Annotated in this window: 21 protein-coding genes, 2 tRNA genes and 1 other RNA gene; 14 read left to right on the forward strand and 10 right to left on the reverse strand. The window is 62.1% G+C overall.

Going from position 1 to position 23,158, the window contains the following annotated elements:
• The first annotated feature begins 55 nt into the window (after window positions 1–55).
• The gene (locus SIN04_RS07330) at window positions 56–3,460 is read left to right on the forward strand and encodes an AsmA family protein (RefSeq protein WP_341264326.1); all 3,405 of its coding nucleotides are present in this window, start codon (window positions 56–58) and stop codon (window positions 3,458–3,460) included.
• A 3-nt stretch (window positions 3,461–3,463) separates the two neighbouring features.
• Here SIN04_RS07330 and SIN04_RS07335 read toward each other — a convergent pair whose 3' ends face one another.
• The 4 genes from SIN04_RS07335 to ssrA form a co-directional block, all read right to left on the reverse strand.
• Window positions 3,464–3,721, reverse strand: coding sequence for a ribbon-helix-helix domain-containing protein (locus SIN04_RS07335; RefSeq protein ID WP_134487920.1), 258 nt, complete (start codon window positions 3,719–3,721; stop codon window positions 3,464–3,466).
• Complete coding sequence (locus SIN04_RS07340; protein ID WP_134487922.1) at window positions 3,705–3,911, reverse strand: DUF4169 family protein; 207 nt, start codon at window positions 3,909–3,911, stop codon at window positions 3,705–3,707. The genes SIN04_RS07335 and SIN04_RS07340 overlap by 17 nt, the downstream gene beginning before the upstream one ends.
• Window positions 3,911–4,486, reverse strand: a complete 576-nt coding sequence (locus tag SIN04_RS07345; RefSeq protein WP_134487924.1) for an SspB family protein — start codon at window positions 4,484–4,486, stop codon at window positions 3,911–3,913. The genes SIN04_RS07340 and SIN04_RS07345 overlap by 1 nt, the downstream gene beginning before the upstream one ends.
• Window positions 4,487–4,561: 75 nt before the next feature.
• Window positions 4,562–4,922, reverse strand: a transfer-messenger RNA (tmRNA) gene (ssrA, locus tag SIN04_RS07350).
• A gap of 131 nt (window positions 4,923–5,053) precedes the next feature.
• Between ssrA and SIN04_RS07355 the strand changes: the two genes are divergently transcribed.
• The 10 genes from SIN04_RS07355 (at window position 5,054) to SIN04_RS07400 (ending at window position 14,584) form a co-directional block, all read left to right on the forward strand.
• Window positions 5,054–5,863: a thymidylate synthase gene (locus SIN04_RS07355; protein WP_341264327.1), complete on the forward strand. Its 810-nt coding sequence runs from the start codon at window positions 5,054–5,056 to the stop codon at window positions 5,861–5,863.
• A gap of 99 nt (window positions 5,864–5,962) precedes the next feature.
• Complete coding sequence (locus SIN04_RS07360) at window positions 5,963–6,880, forward strand: DMT family transporter (RefSeq protein ID WP_341264328.1); 918 nt, start codon at window positions 5,963–5,965, stop codon at window positions 6,878–6,880.
• Window positions 6,881–6,883: 3 nt separating this feature from the next.
• Entirely contained in the window at window positions 6,884–7,387 is a 504-nt protein-coding gene (locus SIN04_RS07365) for a GNAT family N-acetyltransferase (RefSeq protein WP_341264329.1), read from the forward strand.
• A complete protein-coding gene (locus SIN04_RS07370; protein WP_341264330.1) occupies window positions 7,384–7,917 on the forward strand; it encodes a dihydrofolate reductase in 534 nt (177 codons plus the stop codon). Before SIN04_RS07365 ends, SIN04_RS07370 begins: the two co-directional genes overlap by 4 nt.
• Window positions 7,918–8,111: 194 nt before the next feature.
• Window positions 8,112–8,816 (forward strand): extensin family protein, encoded by a 705-nt coding sequence (locus SIN04_RS07375; protein WP_341264331.1) that lies wholly within the window; start codon window positions 8,112–8,114, stop codon window positions 8,814–8,816.
• Window positions 8,817–8,946: 130 nt separating this feature from the next.
• Window positions 8,947–10,071: an FtsH protease activity modulator HflK gene (gene hflK / locus SIN04_RS07380; protein ID WP_134487930.1), complete on the forward strand. Its 1,125-nt coding sequence runs from the start codon at window positions 8,947–8,949 to the stop codon at window positions 10,069–10,071.
• Window positions 10,068–11,000, forward strand: a complete 933-nt coding sequence (gene hflC, locus SIN04_RS07385) for a protease modulator HflC (protein WP_134487932.1) — start codon at window positions 10,068–10,070, stop codon at window positions 10,998–11,000. Before hflK ends, hflC begins: the two co-directional genes overlap by 4 nt.
• A gap of 135 nt (window positions 11,001–11,135) precedes the next feature.
• The gene (locus SIN04_RS07390; protein WP_134487934.1) at window positions 11,136–12,551 is read left to right on the forward strand and encodes a DUF2252 domain-containing protein; all 1,416 of its coding nucleotides are present in this window, start codon (window positions 11,136–11,138) and stop codon (window positions 12,549–12,551) included.
• Window positions 12,552–12,820: 269 nt separating this feature from the next.
• Window positions 12,821–14,395 (forward strand): Do family serine endopeptidase, encoded by a 1,575-nt coding sequence (locus tag SIN04_RS07395; protein ID WP_134487936.1) that lies wholly within the window; start codon window positions 12,821–12,823, stop codon window positions 14,393–14,395.
• A gap of 112 nt (window positions 14,396–14,507) precedes the next feature.
• Window positions 14,508–14,584: transfer RNA gene (locus SIN04_RS07400), tRNA-Pro, on the forward strand.
• 141 nt (window positions 14,585–14,725) lie between these two features.
• On the opposite strand, the gene SIN04_RS07405 is transcribed toward SIN04_RS07400, so the two are convergent.
• The 3 genes from SIN04_RS07405 to aroA all read right to left on the reverse strand — a co-directional run bounded on the left by SIN04_RS07405 (window position 14,726) and on the right by aroA (window position 18,311).
• Complete coding sequence (locus tag SIN04_RS07405) at window positions 14,726–16,096, reverse strand: TonB family protein (RefSeq protein WP_341264332.1); 1,371 nt, start codon at window positions 16,094–16,096, stop codon at window positions 14,726–14,728.
• A 227-nt stretch (window positions 16,097–16,323) separates the two neighbouring features.
• On the reverse strand, window positions 16,324–16,980 hold the full coding sequence (gene cmk, locus SIN04_RS07410) for a (d)CMP kinase (RefSeq protein ID WP_134487940.1): 657 nt from the start codon (window positions 16,978–16,980) through the stop codon (window positions 16,324–16,326).
• A complete protein-coding gene (aroA, locus tag SIN04_RS07415; protein ID WP_134492340.1) occupies window positions 16,977–18,311 on the reverse strand; it encodes a 3-phosphoshikimate 1-carboxyvinyltransferase in 1,335 nt (444 codons plus the stop codon). Before aroA ends, cmk begins: the two co-directional genes overlap by 4 nt.
• Window positions 18,312–18,529: 218 nt before the next feature.
• On the opposite strand from aroA, the gene SIN04_RS07420 reads away from it, so the two are divergent.
• Together SIN04_RS07420 and SIN04_RS07425 are read left to right on the forward strand one after the other, a co-directional pair.
• Window positions 18,530–18,889 (forward strand): TIGR02300 family protein, encoded by a 360-nt coding sequence (locus SIN04_RS07420; RefSeq protein ID WP_134487942.1) that lies wholly within the window; start codon window positions 18,530–18,532, stop codon window positions 18,887–18,889.
• A gap of 129 nt (window positions 18,890–19,018) precedes the next feature.
• A tRNA-Ala gene (locus SIN04_RS07425) sits at window positions 19,019–19,094 on the forward strand.
• Window positions 19,095–19,286: 192 nt separating this feature from the next.
• On the opposite strand, the gene SIN04_RS07430 is transcribed toward SIN04_RS07425, so the two are convergent.
• The 3 genes from SIN04_RS07430 to SIN04_RS07440 all read right to left on the reverse strand — a co-directional run bounded on the left by SIN04_RS07430 (window position 19,287) and on the right by SIN04_RS07440 (window position 21,803).
• The gene (locus tag SIN04_RS07430; protein ID WP_134487944.1) at window positions 19,287–20,192 is read right to left on the reverse strand and encodes an ROK family protein; all 906 of its coding nucleotides are present in this window, start codon (window positions 20,190–20,192) and stop codon (window positions 19,287–19,289) included.
• A gap of 80 nt (window positions 20,193–20,272) precedes the next feature.
• A complete protein-coding gene (locus SIN04_RS07435; protein WP_134487946.1) occupies window positions 20,273–20,815 on the reverse strand; it encodes a Dps family protein in 543 nt (180 codons plus the stop codon).
• Window positions 20,816–20,936: 121 nt separating this feature from the next.
• A complete protein-coding gene (locus SIN04_RS07440; protein ID WP_341264333.1) occupies window positions 20,937–21,803 on the reverse strand; it encodes a tellurite resistance TerB family protein in 867 nt (288 codons plus the stop codon).
• A gap of 455 nt (window positions 21,804–22,258) precedes the next feature.
• On the opposite strand from SIN04_RS07440, the gene SIN04_RS07445 reads away from it, so the two are divergent.
• Window positions 22,259–23,083, forward strand: a complete 825-nt coding sequence (locus tag SIN04_RS07445) for a DUF2189 domain-containing protein (RefSeq protein ID WP_341264334.1) — start codon at window positions 22,259–22,261, stop codon at window positions 23,081–23,083.
• Window positions 23,084–23,158 lie beyond the last annotated feature (75 nt).

Here is a 23,158-nt window from a genome sequence, read left to right on the forward strand (position 1 = left end):
AAGATTGCATTATACGATTGGGCGGCGGCGACCCGCCAGAGACAGATAGACGACCTTGCGCGATAGCCTGACCGTCCTCGCCATAGCCCTCATTCTTGTTCTGACCGCGGCGCTGGTCGGCCCGTATTTTGTCGATTGGAGCGCGCAGCGCGGTTGGATCGAAGCGCAGCTGACGCCAACCCTCGGCGCGCCGGCAAGGATTCTTGGCTCGATCGATCTTAAACTCCTGCCGACGCCCTACTTTGTCGTCGAAGATATCGAGTTGGGCGACCCGGCGTCCGCCTGGCGCCTCACGGCGCGAAAGCTGCGCCTCGAGATCGCCATTGCCCCGCTCCTGCATGGCGACGTCGATTTCGTCGAGGCGCGGTTAGAGGCGCCCCGCCTTGAACTGACGCTGGGGCCCGGGGCATCCTTGCCGCTGCCGCCGCGAGAGTATGGAATCGCGAGGCGCCTGCGGTTCGAAAAAATCCGGGTGGCCAATGGCGCCATCCTCGTCAACGATCCGGCGAAAAACCGCTCTCTCACCATGAAAGGCCTCGATTTCGAGGCGGAGGCGGATTCGCTTTACGGTCCCTTCAAAGCTCACGGCGCGCTCGACATCGAGGGAGAGCGCACACCCTTCCGGTTCACAACCGGCGCCGCCCAGAAGGGAGAGATGAAACTGAAGCTTTTCGCCGACGCGCGGGGCTCGCATCCGAGCGTCTCTTTGGACGGTCAGCTCAGCCTGCGGCCGGGCGGACAAAACTTCACCGGAGCCGCTACTTTCGAGGGCGCGGAGTCGGCCTGGCGCGCCGCGGGCCAACTGACGCTCGACGCCGAACGAGCCGCGCTCATTGCGGCCGAGCTGCGTATCGGCGGCGAAGAGCGCGCCATAAGCGCCAAGGGAGAGGCCGAGTTCGATTTCTCCGGCGCGCCAAAAGCCAGCGTTACGCTGCACTCGGACGCGCTTGATCTCGACCTTTGGCAAAGTTCGGGCGGCGACCCGCATCTATTTCTGGAGAACCTGAATCTCCGGCCGCCGGCCCCTCTCGCTTTAAGCTACAGCGCTCAAACTCTGACCCTTGGCGGCGTGATCTTCTCGGACATCGCCGCCAATCTGGTCTTCGGCGATCGGCGATCTGCAGAGGAGGCTCCGACGTGGCTTCGCTTTGAGGCGGAAGGACCTGGAAAGTCGCGCCTGTTCCTTGACGGGCAATGGCGCGCCGGAGCGGAGGAAAGCTTCGACGGCACGGCTCAGGCCAGCGCGGAGGACGCCAGCTGGATCAGACCGTGGCTGCGGCCTTTGGCGCCGCAATGGACGCCAGATATCGTCCTTGGCGCCGTCGACCTTTCCGCCAAGGCGCATCTGTCGCAAAAAGCCATTGAGCTCCGCGATCTGGATCTCCGGCTCAGCGGCTCGCGTTTTTCAGGCGCTCTCGCCTATCAGCCACCGTCCAGGACGCAACCTTCGCGCTTCGACGCCGATCTCGCCACGCCATCCTTCGACCTCGGCGCCCTGCCCGGCTTCGACCTCCGCGCATTTTGGACCCGCAGTTTCGGTTCGAGCGATGGATCGCTCCGCCTCGACGCCGACGCGCTGACGCTCGGAGAAAAAGAATCCATCGGCGCCTTGAACCTGGACTTTGCAAAGTCAGGCGATCAAATCGCGCTCAATGAATTGACGTTCGAAGGATCGGATGGAGCGGTCGTCACCGCGAGCGGCCTTTTTTCATCAGCGAAGGCTCATCTCGACGCCAAGGTCACCGCGCCCCGCGCGGAACGTCTTGCCGCCCTTGTCGCCAGAAGCGCCACCCTATCCGCCGGCGACCACATGCTTTCCCGCGTCGGCGCGCTTTCCGCGATCGATCTAAGCCTCAGCGCCGATGCCGTGGAAAGGAACTCCGCCCTCGCCCTCAGTTCCCTCGCCGCGAAAGGCAGCATCGGCGGCGCAAAGATCGAGGCGTTTATCGAGAGCGATCCGAAACGGGAAGGACATCTCACTATGTCGGCCAGCGCCGACGCAAAGGAAGCCATGCCGCTGCTGCGCCTGGCGGGGGTTCCCCTTGTGGATTCGGGCGGACTTGGGCCGGCCCATGTCGAAATGCAAGCGGCCGGCCTCATGGGTCAAGAAACGCATGCATCCATAAAGGCTTCGCTTGGCGCCGCGAGCCTTGCGTTTGACGGAGAACTCCGAGCTGATCTGACGCAGCCTTCGATAAAAGGGCGGCTACGCTTTTCGAGCGCCGACGCCGCGCCTCTGATGCGCGTGACAGGCGTTGTCTTCCCTGATTTTGCGGCGAAAGTTCCGGCCACTCTTTCCAGCGACATTGCCCTGTCAAAAGCAGGTTTCACTCTGGACAATCTGAAGGCGAATGTCGCCGGCTCCGCTCTCAGCGGCTCCCTCGCCTCTGAAAAAGGGGACCGAAACCTCCTGACGGGATCAATCGTGGCGGACACGCTACCCGCCGCCTCGCTTTTCGAACTTGTGCTTGGGGCTCCCGAGCCGGCGAAGTCCGGCTCGCTCTGGTCGGGGCTTTCCTTCGCGCCCGCGGCCTTCGACTTGCCCGCCGCCCGCCTCGCTCTGACGATCCACAACATGGCGCTTCCCGCGCCGATTTTCGCATCCGGCATGGCTGCGAAAGACGTGCGGATGAGCCTTTCGACCTCGGCGGGCTTTCTGGATTTGCAGGACCTGCGCATGGACATCGGGGGCGGACGTTTGGCTGGCGAGATAAAGCTGCGTCGCGCGGGAGAGGAAGCATCGCTCGAAAGTCACCTCGATCTCGCCGACATCTCTCTTGACCTTCCGGCTGTCCGCGCACGCGTCAGCGGGGCGATCGACGCGGTAGGAACGGGAAAAAGCCCCGACGCGCTGGCCTCTGGCCTTGCGGGCTCGGGTCACGTTATTCTCTTCGACCTGACGATTCCGAACGCTGATCCCGCGGCGCTCGCCCGGGTGTTCGCGACTTTCGATCAGGAAGGACACTCGCTCGAGGCAAAAGAGATCGCCGCCGCCCTCGCGAACGAATTGAAGCGCGCCGATTTCAAGGCTGGGAGCCGCGCCTTCGACGTCGCCATCGCCTCAGGCATGCTACATCTGGCGCCGCCGGCGGACGGCAACCTTGGCGCGACGGTCGCCGGCTCCTTCGATCTTCGTCAGGCGATCTTGACCGAGCGGCTGAACTTCGTCCTGAGTGCGCTGCCTAAAGACTGGAGCGGACCCGCGCCCGACGTTTCCGTGGTCATCAAAGGGCCTCTATCGGCTCCTGGCGTGCAGATCGATGCGGCGGCGCTGGCGAACGCGCTCTCAAGCCGGGCGATCCTGCGCGAGAGCGCGCGCATTGAATCCTATGAATTCGACGCGCATGAGCGGGCCTTCTTCTATCAACGCCTCCGGTCCGAGCGACGCCGGGAAAGGGAGCGCAACCAGGCCGCCGAAGACGCGGGCGCAGCGCAAACGCCGCCGCGGCCGGCGGATTGAGCGCTATCCTTGCGGGGGAGCCGGCCAAGGCGCCGATTCGAGCACGAAAACGCGAATGGCGGAAGACAGATTGGCTTCGCCTCGCCGCGCGTCGATCTCCGCGACCACGATCGCAAGCGATGTTCCGCGTTCCGCGGCGAGCCTTCTCAGCCTGTCCCAGAACGCGCGCTCCAGCGAGATGCTGGTGCGGTGCCCCGCGATGGTCAGCGAGTGCTTAACGATCTTCCCGGCCGCGCAGCTCGCGTCATTCGGATTGATCATCGGGTGCTAAATCCCGATGGACGCGCTCGTGGCCGTCGAGGCGGTCCTGCTCGAGGCCGCGCAGCTTGTTCGCCGCCGCACGCTCGGCGCGACCGAGACCGAACGCAACCCGGTTCGCAGCCGCGTCGACCTCGGAAGCATCCCTTGCGCGTTTCTTGCGGGCGCGCCGCAGGTTGACGATGTCGCCCATCAGGTCTTCTTGCGAAAGGCGTCGATCGAAACGATCTTGTCCTGCGCATCGCCCCGCGCGGCTTCCTCGATCGGACCTGGCCGGAGGCCGCTGCGTGAAGGCTCTCCATCCTTTGGCCTCGCCGGCTCGATCGTGGTCAAGGACGGCGAGCCTTCAGGAGCCGCCCCCGCGAGATCGGCAGGGGAGCCGGCGTCATTGGCGCTTGTTTCGGCGGCCTCGTCATCGAGCTTGAATTCAAGATCGAAGCCGGCGGCGGGATCGGAGAAACGCGTGATGGCGTCGAACGGGATGAGCAGCATTTCGGGAACGTTCTTGAAGGAGAGCCCAACTTCAAAGGCGTGCTCCGTGACGCTCAAATCCCAGAACTGATGCTGAAGGATGATGGTCATTTCGTCCGGATATTGCTCCCGCATGCGGGTCGACAATCTGACGCCGCGCCCACGCGTGCGGAATGTAATGTAGAAATGATGTTCGCCGACGAGACCGTCGCGGGCCATGTCGCCCAGCACCTTCCGGACGACGCCGCGCAAGGCGTCCTGGACGAGAACATCATACCGGATCAAATCCACAGCCATAAAAACCCCGGTATGATTCTGTGCGACTTAGAAAAGCGTGCCGATACGGATTAAACAAAAAGCTGGCGATTGAAAAGTGGAGGCTTCTGTTGCCAGGTGCCTCCGAACCCCGCCTTAGAGTGCTACCCCCAAGGGCTTTAATTTCGGTACTATTGCCGCATTACGCAGCAACGGCCACCGGAGCATAGTTGTCATTGGCAACTATAAGGTTTAGCCCGATAACGGCGGTACCATGCCGAGCGAAAGACAGTCCTTTACACTCCCCGTCGAACCTATTTCGCCCCCGCCAAAATCCGCTTGATTCAATACGGATTTTGGTGGAGGCGCCGGGTACCGCCCCCGGGTCCGAAGAGCTTATTTCGACGCCGTTTATCGCCATAGCCGCGCGAACGCTGCAAAAACCAATATAAGCGCCAAACGCGGATTTACAAACGCCGTTCGCGAAACGGAGAGGAACAATTTCTCCGCCCGCCGTTTATCCCCAGCCTGATTTCGCGAGGACTTGACCGGCGGGGACCGCTTGTCGATCCTCGCGCGGGCCAAATGCGCCGAAATCGAGGACCTCTTATGCAAGCCTATCTCGATCTGCTCGCCAAAATCCTGGCGGAGGGCGTTCAGAAGCCCGACCGCACGGGAACGGGCACGCGCTCGATTTTCGGACATCAAATGCGCTTCGACCTCAGCGCCGGATTTCCGCTGGTGACGACCAAGAAACTGCACTGGAAATCGATCGTGCACGAACTTCTTTGGTTTTTGCGCGGCGAAACCAACATCGCTTACCTGAAAGAAAATGGCGTCGGCATCTGGGACGAGTGGGCTGATTCCAATGGCGATCTGGGCCCCGTCTACGGCCGGCAATGGCGCTCCTGGCAGGCGCCGGACGGACGCACGATTGATCAGATTTCAAATGTGATTGATGAGATCGCCCACAATCCATTTTCGCGCCGCCTTATCGTCTCGGCCTGGAATCCAGCCGATCTGGCCGAGATGGCGCTCGCGCCCTGCCACTGCCTTTTTCAGTTCAACGTCCGCGACGACGCCGACGGAGCACGACGCCTCGATCTCCAGCTCTATCAGCGCTCCGGCGACGCTTTTCTCGGGGCGCCTTTCAATATCGCCAGCTATGCTCTCCTGACCGAAATGCTGGCGGCGGCGTGCGGCCTCAAGGCAGGCGATTTCATCCACACCTTCGGCGACGCCCATCTCTATCTCAATCATCTCGAGCAGGCCCGATTGCAGCTGACGCGAACGCCGCGAAATCCGCCGACGGTCAGGCTGAACCCGGCGGTGAAATCGATCTTTGATTTCCGCTACGAAGACATCGTGCTCGAAAATTACGATCCGCACCCGGCGATCAAGGCGCCGGTCGCCGTGTGAGACGCGGGCCTCGATCGTCGCAGGACCATTCGCTTCGCCGCGCCCGATACGCTATAGGTCGCCGCGCCACTTTGGAATTTTCGCGGCTCCCAGCAAGTCATGACCCACCCAGCATCGGCCAAGGAGGATCGGCCCGAGGTTCTGCTCCTTCCCGGCGGACAAGCCTCGATCACGGCGGGCGTTTTATGGATGCTTGCCACGACTCTTCTGTTCGTGTGTCAGGATTCGACGTCGCGGATTTTGCTTGCCTCCTATCCGCCGACGGAGGTCGCCTTCGCGCGCTATTTCGTGCACATTCTTCTGGTCGCGAGTTTTCTCGCCTGGCGCGCGCCCCGGCTTATGATCTCGCGCCGGCCGGTCTTGCAGATGTTGCGGTCGACCCTGCTGCTCGGTACGACGCTTTTTGGCCTTTTGGCATTGAAGGTCATGCCCTTCCTCGACTTTTCCGCCGTCGTCTGGGTCGCGCCGGTGCTTGTCACCGCTCTCTCGGTCGTCATCCTCGGAGAAAAGGTCAGCTGGCGCGGGTGGCTCAGCGTTTTCATCGGCCTTGCCGGCGTTTGGGTCATTGTCGCGGAGGGCGGCATCCATATCTCCGCCCTGATGCTGTTTCCGCTGCTCGCCGCCCTTTGCAACGCGCTCTACCAGATCGCGACGCGCGTGTTGCATACGAGCGACGCGCCGCTGACGACGCTATTCTATACGGCGCTCGTGGGCGCCATTTTCTGCGCCGCTTTTCTGCCTTTCGTGGGCGTCGCGCCAAAGCCCGCAGATCTCGCGCTGATGGCCTTTCTTGGAAGCCTTGGCGTCGCCAGCCATTTCTGCATGATCCGGGCGTTTGCCGCGGCCCCCGCCAATGTCGTCGCGCCTTTCGGCTATACCGCGCTATTGTGGGCGACCTTGTTCAGCGTTGTCATTTTCGCGGAAATTCCGGGGGTGCGGACGATGATCGGAACGGGCCTGATCGTTGCGGCGGGTCTGTCGATCTTCTTAGGCCCGCGATCGCGACGGAGCACATAAAGAATGACCGCCCTGACCAACGCGCGCATCCGCGCCGCAAAGCCAGCCGACGCCGCGTTGATTTTCAAGCTCGTCGCGGAACTCGCCGATTATGAGCATCTTTCCGCCGAACTCCTCGCGACGGAACAAGACATCGCCGCGGCCCTCTTCGGTCCGGCGCCTCGCGCATTCTGCGACATAGCCGAGGTTAGCGGCGAACCCAGCGGATTCGCTCTGTGGTTCTACACATTTTCGAGCTTTCGCGGCCGTCACGGCATCTGGCTGGAGGATCTTTATGTCCGCCCCGCCTTTCGCGGCAGGGGATTTGGCAAGGCCCTGCTTCGGCATGTCGCGCGGCGTTGCGTCGACGAGAACCTTGGCCGCTTCGAATGGTCCGTGCTCGACTGGAACGAGCCGTCCATCCGATTTTACAAGGGCATGGGCGCGCGGCTGATGGAGCAATGGCGCATCTGCCGCGTCGAAGACGAAGCGCTTCGTAAGCTTGGCGGCGTTGAGCCCCCGGCATGAGCGTCCCTCTCGCCCTCGTCGCTGCGATTGGTCAAAACGGCGTCATCGGCGCGGACGATCGCCTGCCTTTCCGCCTGCCGAGCGATCTCAAGCGCTTCCGCGCGCTGACCTGGGGCAAGCCCCTGCTGATGGGCCGCAAAACCTTCGAATCAATCGGGCGCCCACTGCCTGGGCGAGAGACCATCATCGTTACGCGCGGCCTCGAGTTCAGCGTGGCCGCAAGCGGCGTTCACGTCGCCTATGGTCTCGACGAGGCTCTGGCCCTGGCGCAACGACGCGCGGAAGCCATGGGCGCTGATGAAGTCATTCTGGCGGGCGGCGGTGATCTCTATGGCGCGCTGCTCACCCGCGTCGATCGAATGTATCTGACGCTGGTTGACCTCGCGCCGCCTGGCGATGTGCGTTTTCCGCACATCGATTGGTCGGAATGGGTGGAGCGCGCGCGCATTCGCCCGCCGCCCCATCCCGCCGATGAGGCGAGCTTTGCCTTCGTCGAATTTCAAAGGCTTCAATCGGCCCGTGATCGCTGAGGCGCGTTTTCTGCCCTCAAGAAAACGAACCATTTCTCCCGGGCGGCATTGCAGACCGCATCAGGAGAAACGCCATAATAACTGAAATTCATGAAAAATCCGGCGCGAAACGCGTATCCGGCGCAGGCGCAAAGCCTTACGCGCAAATTCTTTTGCGGCGTTATTTGCTGATTCTGCCGCTCGGGATTCTTGCCATGGCGCCCGCGAAGGCCACCCCGCCGGAGGCGCCGCGCGACGCAGGGCCGCCCCTGCCGCCGCCCCTGCCGCCGCCTCGGCCCGCCGAGCTCGCCCCGGCTCCCGTCAGCCTTCCGCAGCCGCCTGCGCCGGAGTCCGGCGCGACGGTAAACGACTGCCCCGCGTCTCTCCTCGCTGAAGGCGCGACGCTGAACAAAGTAACGATGGGGGCGCAAAGCGATTCCCGCTGCGCCATCGCGGATCCTGTCAGGATTGAATCATTGGCCTTGCGAGGCGGCCAGCGCGTCGATTTGCCGGATCGTCCGACTGTCGATTGTGCCGTCGCGCAGACCCTCGCCCATTTCGTGGACGAGGCGCTGGAGCCTCTCGTCAAAGGAACGTTCAACGCTTCGATGGTTGCGCTAGAAACGGGGCCCGGGTTTGAATGCAGAACGCGCGACCATATCGCCGGAGCGAAACTCAGCGAACATGCCAATGGTCTGGCGATCGACATCGCCAGCATTACCTTCGCTGGCGGACGCGTTTACCACGTCGGCAAATTGGCCGATGAAGCGGAGCGGGGCTTCGACCACGCCGTCCGCGCCGCCGCCTGCGGCTATTTCCATACGGCTCTTGGTCCTGGCGCTGACGCCTTTCACGCAAGCCACTGGCACCTCGACCTCGAAAGTCGCGGCAGGAACGGCGAATCGAAATTTTGCCAGTAAGCCGCTCGCTTTCCGGGCAATTCGGCGGCCGCGGCGTTGCGGCGCGCGGCGCCGCCTCCCATTTGTGCTGAGGCGGGCGCTCTCCTATAAGGGTTGGAGCGGGACGGCTCTATTTTCGAAACGAGGTTTCATGCCGTGGATCAATGAAGGCGGAAATGGCGGCTCATGGAAGCCCAGCAATGGGGGACCCTGGGGCCAAAAGCCGAGCTCGCCGCAACCTGATTTCGAGGATTTTGTCCGGCGCGGGCAAGAGAAGCTGAAGCAGTGGATCCCAGGCTCCGGCGGCGGGTTTGGCGGCGCGCGCGGCGTTATCGCCCTGGCTCTTGTCGGCGTGATCTTCTGGCTGCTGTCCGGGTTTTATACGGTCGAGCCCAATGAAGTCGGGCTGAACAAGATATTCGGGCGGTACACCGGCAAAACAGGCCCCGGCCTGAATTACAACCTGCCCTATCCGATAGGCGAAGTGCAGAAGCTGCAGGTGACTAACCGCAACACCATCAACGTCGGATTCGCCCAGCGGCCGGACATGCGCGCGCCCAACGCGCAGACGTCGATCGATTTACCGGAAGAAAGCCTGATGCTGACCGGCGATGAAAATATCGCCGATGTCAAATTCGTCGTCATTTGGCAGATCGATCCGGTGCATCCGGAAGATTACGCTTTCAATATCGCCAATCAGCGCGAAACGGTGAAGGCGGTGGCCGAAAGCGCGATGCGCGAAGTCATCGGCCGCAGCCAGATCCAGCGCATTCTCACCGCCGAGCGCAAAGTCATCGAGCCCGCCGTGCAGGAGCTGATGCAGAAGATCCTGAACCAGTACAAGGCCGGCGTGCTGATCCTGCAGGTGCAATTGCAGTCTGTCGATCCGCCCGAGCAAGTGATCGCGGCTTTCCGCGACGTCACCGCCGCGCAGCAGGACCAAAACAGGATGCGCAACGAGGCCGAAGCCTACGCCAACCGCGTTGTGCCGGAAGCCCGGGGCAAGGCGGCCGCAACGATCCAGGAAGCTGAAGGCTATCGGCTTCAGACCGTCGCCGAGGCGACGGGACAGGCCGCGCGGTTCAACAAGATCTACGAACAATACAAGAAAGCGCCCGACGTGACCCGCGAACGTATGTATCTCGAAACGATGGAGCGGGTTTATGGCGGCATGGACAAGGTGATCGTCGATCAGGGCGCGCAGGGAACGGGCGTCGTTCCCTATCTGCCGCTTGGCGCCCTATCGTCGAAGCCTTCAGACGGATCACGCAAATGAAGGCGGCCTCGACATTCGCCATCCTTGCCGGCGCGATCGTTTTCCTGATCGTGGCGATGGCCTCGACGTTCACCGTGTCGCAGACGGAGCAGGCCCTCGTGCTGCGCTTCGGCGAGCCGGTCCAGGGCCGCGGGCTGATCACTAAGCCGGGGCTTCATTTCAAACTGCCGTTCATCGAGAATGTCGTCTATCTCGACAACCGCATCCTTGATCTCGAAGCGCCGAAGCAGGAGGTTCTTGCCTCCGACAACACGCGGATCGAGGTGGATTCTTTCCTGCGTTATAAAATCGTTGATCCGCTGAAATTCTATCAGACGGTCGGCACGATCGATCGCGCGAACAGCCAGCTTGGCTTTGTCCTGAACTCCGCCGTTCGTCGTGTGTTGGGCGAAGCCAATCTCACCCAGATCGTTCGCGATGACCGCGCAAGTCTGATGGCGAAGATCCGCGATCAGGTGAATTCGGAGAGCGGACGCCTCGGCGTCGACGCCGTAGACGTACGCATCCGGCGCGCCGATCTGCCGAAGCAGATCTCGGAAAAGGTGTTTAGCCGGATGCAGACGGAACGCGCGCGCGAGGCCGCCGAATATCGCGCGCAAGGCTCGGAACAGGCGCAAAAGATCGTCGCCGCGGCCGATCGCGACGTCGTCGTGCTGCGAGGCAACGCCCAGCGGCAGGCCGATCAGACACGCGGCGACGGCGACGCCGAGCGCAACCGCATCTTTGCCGAAGCCTATGGCAAGGATCCCGGTTTCTTCGCCTTTTACCGTTCGATGCAAGCCTATGAAACCGGGCTGAAATCGAGCGATACAAGGATGGTGCTCAGCCCAAAATCGGATTTCTTCCGGTTCTTCGGCTCAGCCAAAGGCGAGCCGGCCCCTGCTCCGGCCGCCGCCGCGACCGACGTCCCGGCCGCCGCTGTTCCCTGATGTTCAATGCCGCCGGCGGTCTGTTGAGATCGCCGGCGCAACCGCAATTCAATTGCTCCGCTTTATCTCAAATCGGGTTCCGGCTAGGCTGGCTTGTTTCTGGAGACGGCAAGGCTGATTTGAAGCGGGTCGCGCATGTCCAACCTGCATCCCCAAGGCGGAACAGCAATCTCCGCACCGCGGGCTGAACGCTACAGCGCCGGCAAAGCGTTGCGCGATATCGTTTCGCGTGAAAGCCATGCGGATTGCCCGCCGGGGTCGGAGCGCGATCCTGTCGCAATCCTCGGCGAAACAGATGCTCAGCGCCTGCCTAATCTGCTGCCGATCCGCTATAAGCGCATGGCGCAGTCATCTTTTACCTTTCTTCGCGGCGCGGCCGCAGTGATGGCGCATGACCTCGCGGAGCTGCCGCAGCTTGGCGTTCACGTGCAGGCTTGCGGCGATTGCCATTTGATGAACTTCGGCGCCTTCAGCACGCCCGAAGGACGCGTGCTTTTCGACATCAATGATTTCGATGAAACGCTCCCCGGCGTCGACTTCACCGTCGATCTGAAGCGGCTCGTCACGAGCGTCGCGGTCGCCGCCCGAGACGCCGGAATTTCCGATAAGAAGGCCAAAATCCTGGCGCGCGGCGCCGCCAAGGCCTATCGCGATTTCCTCAGCGAACTCGCCAAAGAGCCGCCGCTTGAAGTCTGGCATTCACGTATCGACGTCGACCGCGAAGTCCGCAGGATCGACGATGAGAGATTGCGCAATCAACTGCTGTCGCTTTTGATCAAATCGAAAAAAGACCTGGCAGCCGACGACAATTTTCCGCATCTCGCGTCGACGAAGGGCGGAGCGGCCCATATCGAGGATCGCCCGCCGCTGATCTATCATTTCGACTCGGACGCCGCGCACGCCCAAAAGATCGACGCTCCTTCCGTTTTCGCAGCCTATCAGAAAACGCTTCTGCCCGAGCGGCGCATATTGGTTGACCGGTATGTTCTCGCTGATCTTGCAATGAAGGTCGTCGGCGTCGGCAGCGTCGGAACTTATTGCGCCGTCGGCCTCTTCCTGACGGCCGACGGCGAGCCTTTATTCCTGCAGGTCAAGCAGGCGTTGCAATCGGTGCTTGAGAAAATCGTCGCGCCACCGCCCGATCTTCCCGAGCAGGGCCAGCGCGTCGTCGAGGGCCAGTGCGCGTTGCAGGCCGCCAGCGATCTCTTCCTTGGCTGGACACGCGACGAAGCGAGCGGGCGGCAATTTTACGTGCGTCAGCTCAAGAACCGTCACCTTGGCTCGATTGGCGAAGTGATCGAGGCGAGGGCGCTGGAGGCTTACGCAAATCTTTGCGGCCGCACGCTGGCGCGAGCGCATGCCCGCACAGGCGATCCCGTCCTTATCGCCGGCTACATGGGGAAAGGCGAAATGATCGACGAGGCGCTCGCGTCCTTCGCCATGAGCTATGCCATACTGACTGATCGAGACCACGCCCGCCTCGTCCGCTCGATCGCCAAATCGACAGGTCTGCCGGAGGAGCCTGCGAAGGCCGATGCCCGGATTGGATGAAGAGGCGCCTTTCAGCGGCAGGAGGCGAACTCCTTCTGCGCTCGACTGCCGGGGTCGGCATCCGTAACGTCGCCGGGCGACTGAAACGCTGCCGAACGAGGCAATTCGGCCCGGCAAACGCGCGCCGTTCACGAAGTTTTGCTAGATTTCCGCACGCGTTTCCGATCCATTACGTTAAATGGTCGATCCGCCGGGATAATGTTCTCATCCGCCGCCTGATCAGCTGCCTGATAGCCGTCCCGCGCGATCCTTTGGAGGAGAGAGTTTTTATGGGATTGATCCAGAATATACGGCGCCGCGCCTTCGTTCCTGCGCCCCGGGTTCGGTCGCTTTCGCTCAAAGCCTGTTCCGCTTTGGCTCTTGCGGGCGCGCTCTCGCTTGGCGCTGGCGGCGGCATTCTGCCGGTTCTGGAAACGCCCTCGGCTTTCGCCAAGGGGCCGGATTCACTCGCCGACCTCGCCGCCAACATTAGCGACACCGTCGTCAACATTTCCGCGACCCAGACGATGGACGAAAAACGCGCCGGCAATGGGCCACAGATGGAGCCCGGCACGCCCTTCGACGATCTCTTTGAAGAATTCTTCCGCCGCCGTCAGCAGGGCCAACGCGGTCCTGACCAGCCAGCGCCGCGCACCCCGCATGAGCGGAGGTCGAACTCGCTCGGCTCAGGATTCGTCATTGACCCGTCGGGCCTCATCATCACCAATAATCACGTCATCGCCGACGCCAATGAAGTGACGGTCATTTTCACCGATGGACAAAAGCTGAAAGCGGAAGTCGTCGGCAAGGATGAGAAAGTCGATGTCGCCGTTCTTCGCGTGAAGCCCGACAAACCGCTAAAAGCGGCGAAATTCGGCGACAGCGACAAGATGCGCGTCGGCGACTGGGTGGTCGCCGTCGGCAATCCGTTCGGCCTTGGCGGAACCGTCACGGCTGGGATCATTTCGGCGCGCAACCGCAATATCGACTCAGGGCCTTACGATAATTATTTCCAGACCGACGCGGCCATCAACAAGGGCAATTCCGGCGGCCCGCTGTTCAACATGGACGGCGAGGTCATCGGCATCAATACGGCGATTCTCTCGCCATCCGGCGGCTCGATCGGCATCGGCTTCTCGACGCCGGCTGCGACAGTGATGCCAGTCATCGACCAGCTTGAGAAATACGGCGAAACCCGGCGCGGCTGGCTCGGCGTGCGCATTCAAAACGTCGACGATACGATCGCGGAGACGCTGAATCTTGGCTCGGTTCGCGGCGCTCTCATCGCCGGCACGGATGAAAAGGGGCCAGCTAAAGCGGCCGGACTTGAGGCCGGCGACGTCATCTTGAAATTCGACGGGATCGATATCAAGGAGTCGCACGATCTGCCAAAGATCGTCGCTTCAGCCCCCGTCGGCAAGTACGTCGAAATTGTCCTGTTGCGGCAGGGAAAACAGATCACAAAGACGATCAAGCTCGGACGCCTTGAAGATAATGAAAAGCAACTGGCGTCATTGACCGTGCAAAAGAACGACGCGGACAAACCGAAGACGACCAGCACGGTCGAAAAGGCGCTGGGCATGGAGTTTTCCAGCCTCAGCGACGGCGCGCGGGAGAAATATTCGATCAAGTCGAGCGTTGGTTCGGGCGTGGTCGTGACCAGCGTCGATCCTGACTCCGGGGCCGCCGACAAGCATATCCAAAGCGGCGAAGTGATTTTGGAGATCAATCAGGAGCCGGTCAAAGAGCCTTTGGACGTCGCGAAAAAAATCGCTGCCCTGAAGAACGACGGCAAGAAATCGGCGCTGCTTCTTGTCGCCAATGGACAGGGCGAAATGCGCTTTGTCGCGCTTCCTTTCCAATAAGGAACGAGTCGGGGGAAAGGCAAATTAAGACGGCGTCCGGCCCTTGCCCGCAGGGGACGACGCCGCTATAAGACCTCCACCAGAAGCGGCCAACCTCTCGTTGGCCTTACGTCGGAGTGTAGCGCAGCCTGGTAGCGCACCTCGTTCGGGACGAGGGGGTCGGAGGTTCGAATCCTCTCACTCCGACCAAATATGCTCTTCAGCATTTTCGCGGGAATGCGGCGATTTACGTTGAGACTGTCTGATTCCAGCGGCTCGCAAGCCGGCGTATCGCAGCGTTTTCTTTGCGCTCAAGGGCCGAGGCGTAAACGCGATAGCCTACTTCCAAGCTCAATCGTTCCTTTCAAGCCCAAACGTAATCTCCGCCGCGAAGCTACGCTGCGCCCCCAATGGAGGCCTTGGAAAAGGCGCCGCCCTGGAGACAAGGGCGAGGCTTTCGATGTCGAGATCCGTCTCGCCGCTTGATTGCAACAGCGAGACATTAGTGAGGTCACCCGCGTCGTTGAGCGTAAAAGACACGACGGCGCTGCCATGCGCGCCCCGCTCGCGCGCGCTCTGCGGATATTGCTTGGCGCGTTCCAGAAGACCGAAAACGATCTCCTTGTAACTCAGCAGCTCGTCGCCGCCTTCCGTCGGCAAGGGGACGGCGACCGCGCGGAAAATATCGGGTCCGTTGTCGAATGGCAGCTGCAGTCCTGCCTGCGTCCCAAAGCGGCTGCCAGAGGCGCCGGATTGATTGACCGCGCTCGTTGCCGGCGCTGGTTTGGCGGCTGCCGCCTTTGTCGCGCTTTTGCCGGAAGGCGTCTTCTGCCCCGTAGCCGTCGAGGAAGGAGATCGCCCTTTCGCCTGGGCTGACGCCTTTTTGTCGACGCGCTTCTGTTCAGCCGCCTTTTGCTCCGCAGCCTTCTCCTCGGCGACCTTCTGCTCCGCAGCCTTCTGTTCGGCAGCCTTCTCCTCGGCGGCCTTTTGCTCGGCGGCCTTTTGCTCCGCAACCTTCTCCTCGGCAGCCTTCTGTTCGGCAGCCTTCTCCTCGGCAGCCTTCTCCTCCGCAGCCTTCTGTTCGGCAGCCTTCTGCTCAACGGCCTTTTGCTCAGCAGCCTTCTCCTCGGCAGCCTTTTGCTCCGCAGCCTTTTGTTGCGCCACCTGCAAATCAGATGCTTTCGAATCGGCAGCCTTGGCCTCGGACGTGTTTTCCACCTTCGAGCCCAGGGCGTTTTCCGTTGCCTTGGACGGCTCCGGAGGTTTCTCAACGACAACCTCGACGGGCGTTTCCTTGACCTGCTGAGCCGCGGTCGATTTCGGGCTGAACCAGGCAAACAACAAGAACAGGCACATATGCGCCGCCAAAGACGCGGCGAGGAGCCATAGCAAGCCGCGCTCGAGTGGGGTCGGGCCAAATCGCGGCTCAAAAATCCGCTCTTGTTCTTCGATGACCAGATTGGAGCGCGCTTCAGGATCATCCGCGCGGGGCAGATCGACGGGCGCCGCTGGCGGGCCACAGTCGCTCAGCGCTGTTCTATCGGGAGCGCAAAGCTCGTAAGGACGCGAGCGGGCGCGCGCGGCCTCGAGGTTTTTCCAGTCCGCGTCCAGCGCCTCAGAGGCGGCAAAATCATCGCTGCGCGGACGGCCGGCCCCTGCGTTGGCGGCGCGCGATTTTCGCTCTCGGTCGTCGGGGTCGAGAAGCTCGGGCGTCAACTCCATGCGTCAAAACTGCCCTTAAAAACTGAATTGTCATCCCTAGAGCATTTTTGGCGCCGCCGAAACGCCGCGCTCGCCAAATATGGAGGCGGCCGGGCAAGGTGGCCAAAGGCGCCTTGCGTCACGGCCCGTTGCAAAAAAATTCACTGCCAAACAACTTCGCTCAAATCGATTCATTCAAGAAGCGAAAGCATCGCGTAATATGACTGAAAGCTGGCAACAATGAGAAATTACGTCGAGGCGATGGTCTGGCTGGTCAGCTGTTGCTCCGGAGTCGTCTCGACGATCGCCAGCGCGGCCCGGAAGGCCGCCTCGACGTCGAGCTTGGTGGTGTCGAGCATGACGGCGTCCGTTGCCGGCTTCAGGGGAGCCGTGGAGCGGCTGCTGTCGCGCTCGTCGCGCTTGCGAATGTCCTCCACTACGGCGGCGTAGTCGACTTTTTCGCCCCGCCCCCGCAACTCCAGCGCTCGCCGCGTCGCTCTCGCTTCGTCGCTTGCGGTGACGAAGATTTTACAGTCTGCTTCTGGACAGATCACGGTGCCTATGTCGCGGCCATCGAGCACAGCCCCGCCCGGACGGCGCGCGAAGCTGCGCTGCATATCGATGAGCGCGGCCCTCACCTCGGGAATGGCGGCGACGACGGACGCCGCCTCGGCCATCTCGCGGCCGCGCAGCAGCGTTTCGTCGAAATCAGTCAGGGCGAGGCTGCGCGCGGCCGAGACCGCGGCGGCGCGGTCGGCGAGGTCGTGGCCGTGTTCGATGAGCGCACGCGCGGTGGCGCGATAAAGAAGGCCCGTGTCGAGGTGAGGCAGCTTGAGATGCCCGGCGAGCCGGCGCGCCAGTGTGCCCTTGCCCGAGGCTGCCGGACCATCAATCGCGATGATCATGCGAATTGCGCTCCAAGACGCTCCATCTGGGGCCTGAAGGTTGGAAAACTCGTTGCAATCATGCTGGCGTCATCGATTTCGACCGGCTGGCGAGAGGCGAGCCCGAGGCAAAGAAAGCTCATGGCGATGCGATGGTCGAGATGCGTCGCGACAAGGCCGCCGCCCGGAACGTCGCCGCCGCGCCCTTCGACGATAAGATCATCGCCGATGATCCGGGGCTCGATCCCGGCTGCGCGGAGGCCAGCCGCGACCGCCTCCAGACGATCGGATTCCTTCACTCGCAATTCGTTGAGGCCGCGCATCCGCGTCTGGCCGTGGGCGAACGCCGCGGCGACGGCGAGGATCGGATATTCGTCGATCATGCTCGGCGCGCGGCCGGCAGGCACGTCGACGCCGCGGAGTTCGGCGGCCCTGACGCGCAGATCGGCCACTTCTTCGCCGCCCTCCTCGCGACGGTCATTGATTTCGACATCGGCGCCCATTTCGAGCAAAGTCGTCAGCAGCCCGGTGCGCAAAGGATTCATCATCATCGATTCGATAATGACGTCGGACCCCGGAACGATTGTGGCGGCGACCAGCACGAACGCCGCGGAAGATGGATCGCCCGGCACCGCGATCGGCGCCGGGCGCAGCTCCGGCCTGCCCTCAAGCGAAATTTTCCGGCCGTTTTCGCCAAAAGATTCGACTTCGATCCCAGCGCCAAAATATTTCAGCATCCTTTCGGTATGATCCCGGCTCGCCTCCGGCTCGATCACCACCGTGAGGCCAGGCGAATTCAGGCCGGCGAGCAAGACCGCGGATTTGATCTGGGCCGAGGCGACCGGCGTCCGGTATTCGATCGGAATCGGCTCGCTCGCCCCTTTCAGCACGAGCGGGCACCTGCCTCCCTCGGCCTGCTTCAGAACCTCGGCCCCCATCAGAAGCAGCGGATCGAGGATGCGCCGCATCGGCCGCTTGCGCAGCGACGCATCGCCGTCGAAAGAGGCGGTGATCCCGTGCCCGCCGACGACGCCCATCATCAGACGCATGCCCGTGCCCGAATTACCGAAGTCGAGGGTTTTACGCGGGGCGAGGAGCGAGCCGACGCCGCAGCCGCGCACGCGCCAGCATCCCTCTCCCGTCCGCACGACGTCGGCGCCAAGCTCGCGGCAGACATCGGCGGTATGGAGAACGTCATCGCCTTCAAGCAGCCCCTCGATGGCGGTTTCGCCGACGCTGAGAAGACCGAGGATCAGCGCCCGGTGCGAAATCGATTTGTCGCCCGGCGGCTTGATCCGGCCACGCAACGGCCCGCCCTTACGCGCCGTCAGGCGTTGCGCCGAAACCTCCATCAAAACCTCTTGTGCTGGATCGTTGTACAAGGAAAAAAGCATTCCAATCAATTTGCCATCGCGTTTTGGCTGGTAGCACGCTACGCCGCGCTTTGTCATCAAAGCCAAGCCCAAAGCTCAACTTCCATTTGACATGCGGGCGCTCGATCACTAACCGGACCAAAAGTTGCGACGGCGTCCTGTGCCCAACAGCTGCTGTCCCTTCAAGAGGTAGGTCCGTGGCAAAACCAGAACTTGGCAATAAACATCAATGTCAGAATTGTGGCACCAGATTTTTCGATCTTAACAAAAGTCCGATTACATGCCCAAAATGCGGCACGATTTTTCAGGCTGCGCCTTTGTCGCGCGCAGCCCATAGGGCCGCCGCGGCGGACGACGACGATCAAGAGCCCGGGGGCGCCGTCGAACTCGTCTCTCTCGAGGACGCCGACGCCGACGCCGAGAAGCTCGCCGTCGTCGTTGACGAGGATGTCGAAATCGAAGTCGCCGACGACACATTCCTCGAAGAGGAGGAAGAAGATGGCGATGACGTCGTTGATCTCATCGACGACGTCCACGAGGATGACGAAGAACCGTGATCTTTCGGCTTGTGCGGCGCCGGGGATGCGGCTATACAGCGGCCCTCCCCGCCAAATGTTCGAGGCGGCGGCGCGGTTTGAGGCCGCGCCGATGGTCCGGCCCAACCGGATCATGAGAAATTGAAAAGTGGGGCCATAGCTCAGTTGGGAGAGCGCTTCAATGGCATTGAAGAGGTCGTCGGTTCGATTCCGTCTGGCTCCACCATTCCCATGCGCGGAACGCGTTTAAGCGGAATCGCATTTCGCTCTTTAAGCCTTTCTTTTAAGGCGTGATACCGATCAGCAAAACGGGCGCATTTACAGCCGCCTATGATTCGGCTCACAAAAGAATCAGCCCTGATTGGCGGCGTGAAGGCGCGCTATACACTGCTCGGCGCCCGTTCAATGCCTGGCGCGGTCAATCCGAACCGGCGGGCCAGAGCCAGGCCGCGCCGCGAACGCCGCTCGAATCGCCATGCGCGGCGCGCCGGACCGGCGTATCCACGCCGTCTGAGAATGCGTAGAGCGCGATCACAGCAGGCAAGCCCTCATAGAGCGCGGCGATGTTGGAAAGCCCCCCGCCGAGGACGATGACATCGGGATCGATCACGTTGACGACAGAGGCCAGCCCGCGCGCAAGACGGTCCCGATAAAGGGCGAGGCAGGATGCCGCCGCCGCGTCCCCCCCGCTGGCGGCTTCAGCGATCGCTCCCGGGCTGAGATCGCGGCCTGAATGGTTCAAAAATTCCCGCGTGAAGGCGGGGCCAGACAGAAATGTCTCGATACAGCCGGACTTGCCGCAATAACAGGCGGGTCCCGGCCGTTCGGTGTCGGTTGGCCAGGGCAGCGGGTTATGGCCCCACTCGCCCGCGATGTGATGACGTCCGGAAACAAGCCGCCCATCGACGATAAGGCCGCCGCCAACGCCGGTTCCAAGTATGACGCCAAAGACTGTGCGGGCGCCAGCGCCCGCGCCGTCAGCGGCTTCCGACAGGGCGAAGCAATTGGCGTCGTTTTCGATCCGCGCCGGCCGTCCGAGGCAGTCCGCCAGGTCGCGGTCCAGCGGCCTGCCATTGAGGACAGTGCTGTTTGCGTTTTTGATGAGGCCCGTCCTCAGGGAAAGCGCGCCGGGCGTTGCGACGCCGACGCTTCCCCTCCGCCCTGTCTTTGCCTCAACGAGATCCACCAGCGCCCTGATGGCGGCGAGGGTCCCGTCATAGTCGCCGGCGGGTGTCGGCGTGCGATGGCGCAAAAGGACCGCGCCCGAAGCGTCGAGGGCTATGACTTCGATTTTTGTGCCGCCGAGATCAATCCCGATTCGCATGTTCCGCTCATACGCTTCTTTGAAACCATAAAAGAAAGGCCGGCGTTTCGGCCGGCCTTTTTTCAGGGTTGTCTCAAACGTCAGTGGCCGGTGCGATCGGCGCCGCGGCTCGCTTCGAAAAGGAACCAGGTGCGCCGTTCCGATTCGTCGAGATAAACTTCAAGAATGCTCGTCGTCGCGGAATCATTATGGCTTGATGCAACTTCATGCGCTGCACGAAGCGAAGCAGTAAAGGCTTTGTTATCGCTGACTAGTTCTTCAAGCATATCGGCTGGCGACACAAACTCCGCGTCATTGTCCTTGATGCGGGAAAGTTTGGCTATATCGCCGATGGAGCGCAGTGTCGGCTGACCGAGCTTGCGCGAGCGCTCAGCCAATGGATCGATCGTCGCAAAAATCTGTGCGCCTTGTTCGTCAAGCAGCAGATGATAGTCGCGGAAATGGGGTCCGCTCATGTGCCAGTGGAAATTCTTTGTTTTTACGTAAAGCGCGAACGCGTCTGCGGCGAGCTTGTTGATTTCGGCTGCGATCGCCGCCGTGGCGTTCCCGCCCAAATCCGAAGGGGTGCCGAGGGCCGCGATGGTTGTGTCGTCGGCGCGCGCCGCCTTGCTTGAAGTAGCCATTCGAGGAGTCTCCAACTGCTTCCGAGTCGATCTCATAAGCCAACATAAACGCTGCCGGGCGCTCCCCGTTCCGCATCCTTCGAAGCGGAATGGCTACCGCCCGGCGCCGAATGCCGGTGGTTTACTTCGCAGGCGGCGCGAGGGCCGTCGCGGTCGCGTCGATGTGAGCGATCAGCGCCGGATCCAGCGCCAAGGCCTGAGCGAGGGATTGAAGGAACGCCTTTTCGGGGGCGCTGCGGGCGACGAGCTGGGCGGCGGCGTAGGTCTGAAGCGCCAGCTCCTTCGAGGACCCGACAGCAGCCGCGATATCAGCGGCGCTCGCCGGATGATGAATTTCATTTTCCAGAAACTGCACTGCCTCGGCGTCGAGACCACCGTTTTTCAATTCTCCGACGATCTGCGCCCGCTGTCCGGCGTCGACATCGCCATCGGCGGCGGCCGTCGCGACCATCGTACGCACCAGAAGCAGAGCCGTGTCATGGGTGTGCGCCCCCGCGCCGAAAGCCGTTTCTTCCGGGGCCGCGGTCAATTGCTCGAGGCCGGGCACGCCCTGCGTAAGCGGCTTGCCCTCCTGATAATTGCGCAACGCCTTGTAGGCGATGCCGCCGATCGCGGCGAGCCCGCCAAGCTTGACAAGACCGCCCGTGGCCGCCCGGCCGCCTTGCGTGCCGAGCATGAGCGCCGCCAATCCGCCAAGCGTCGCCAGCGTGCCGACGGGATTTTGTTCGACAAGCGTTTTGGCTTTTCCGACATATTCGGCCGCCTGCGTGCCCTGAAGTTGGGCTTCAGCCTGGCCGAGAACGCTCGAAAGGGTTGAAGCCGTCTGGTTGGCCGCCTGTGTCGTTGCATCCATGGCGACGGAGGCGGCGTCGCTTGCCGCGGACTTGCCGCGCTCGATCGCGTCATTCACGCTGGCCACGGCGGCGTCTCCGCCTTGACCGAGCCGCCCGCCGGCGAGCATGTCCAAAAGCTGCTTTGCGTCAAACATGCCATTCCTCCACAATGTGGCGCAGTCATAACCGCTCGCTTGCCGCCGCGCTCGACGCGCCTCGAAAAAGCTTAATGGTCCGAAGCCTAACGCTCCCATGAGACAGCTGGACGACGTTGCCTGCGCCCGTCTTGCCACCTCGGGGCGGCGGCGCCGGCCGTTTCCGTACCAGGAGCGTCTCATCAAGCGCGCGCCCGACGCGCGGTACATTAGCCCTACGGCGAGCCTCGTCAATTCCATTCCGCGCTAAGAAGCCGCAGCGGCGGCCACGCTGAAATTGTTCAGATTATGCTCAAACGGCGAGCCCTTGATTGAAGCCCGATAGTTCCGGAACAAACCGCGGCGCCAACGCGTTCTCTTGACCAGCCCGACGACCGGCGAACGCCGGAATCTGACATTGCTTCGACGCGTCGCGAAACGTTGAAGGCGACGATGAAGCAGCGAAGGGAACGCCCATGACACATTTTCACGTCATCGCGGGGAGCGCCGAAACCCCCGTCTATCCCGTCGTCCGAAAGATCCGAATCGCCGATATTGGACATGCCCTGGCTGCGGGCTTCGATGACTTTCGCGCGATGCCGTCCCATCTCTTGTTTCTGGCGCTTATTTACCTCGTGATCGGCGTTCTGCTTTATCCCTCGACGTCGGGCGACAACGCGCTTCCCCTGCTCTTCCCCATTCTTTCCGGCTACGCGCTGATCGGGCCCTTCGTCGCCATCGGACTTTATCAGGTAAGCCGCAATCGCGAACTGGGGCTTTCGCACGGATGGCGCGACGCCTTCGACGTGTTGCGTTCACCAGCCATGCCGTCGATCCTCGCGGTGGGCTTCGTCTTGATGGTGATTTTTCTCTTGTGGCTGACGACGGCGCAGGCGCTGTATCAGTCATCATTCGGCGTCTGGGCGCCGCAATCCTACAGCCATTTTCTGCACGCGCTCGTTGCGACGCAAATGGGCCACAGACTTCTCTTGCTCGGGGGCGGAATAGGCTTCATCTACGCCGTCGTCGCGTTCAGCATCGGCGTTATCTCTTTCCCGCTCATGCTGGACCGCGACGTCGGCGCCGCGGTTGCGATCTGGACCTCCGTCAAAGCTGTTCTGATCAATCCTTTGGTCATGGCGCTTTGGGGATTGATCGTCGCTGTCGCACTCGCCCTTGGCGTTCTGATGCTTCTTGTCGGCCTCGCGATCGTGACGCCAATCCTCGGGCACGCTACCTGGCGCCTCTACCGCCGCGTCATCGCTCCGGCGTGCGCCGACTCTAGCGCTGGACTTCCTTAACGTCTGCGAGTGAGGTGGCTCCCGGACATAGATGTTGTAATCTTGAACGCGCGATGTGCTAGGATTTCGCGGGCA

This window comes from Methylocella tundrae, assembly GCF_038024855.1.
Classification (GTDB): domain Bacteria; phylum Pseudomonadota; class Alphaproteobacteria; order Rhizobiales; family Beijerinckiaceae; genus Methylocapsa; species Methylocapsa tundrae.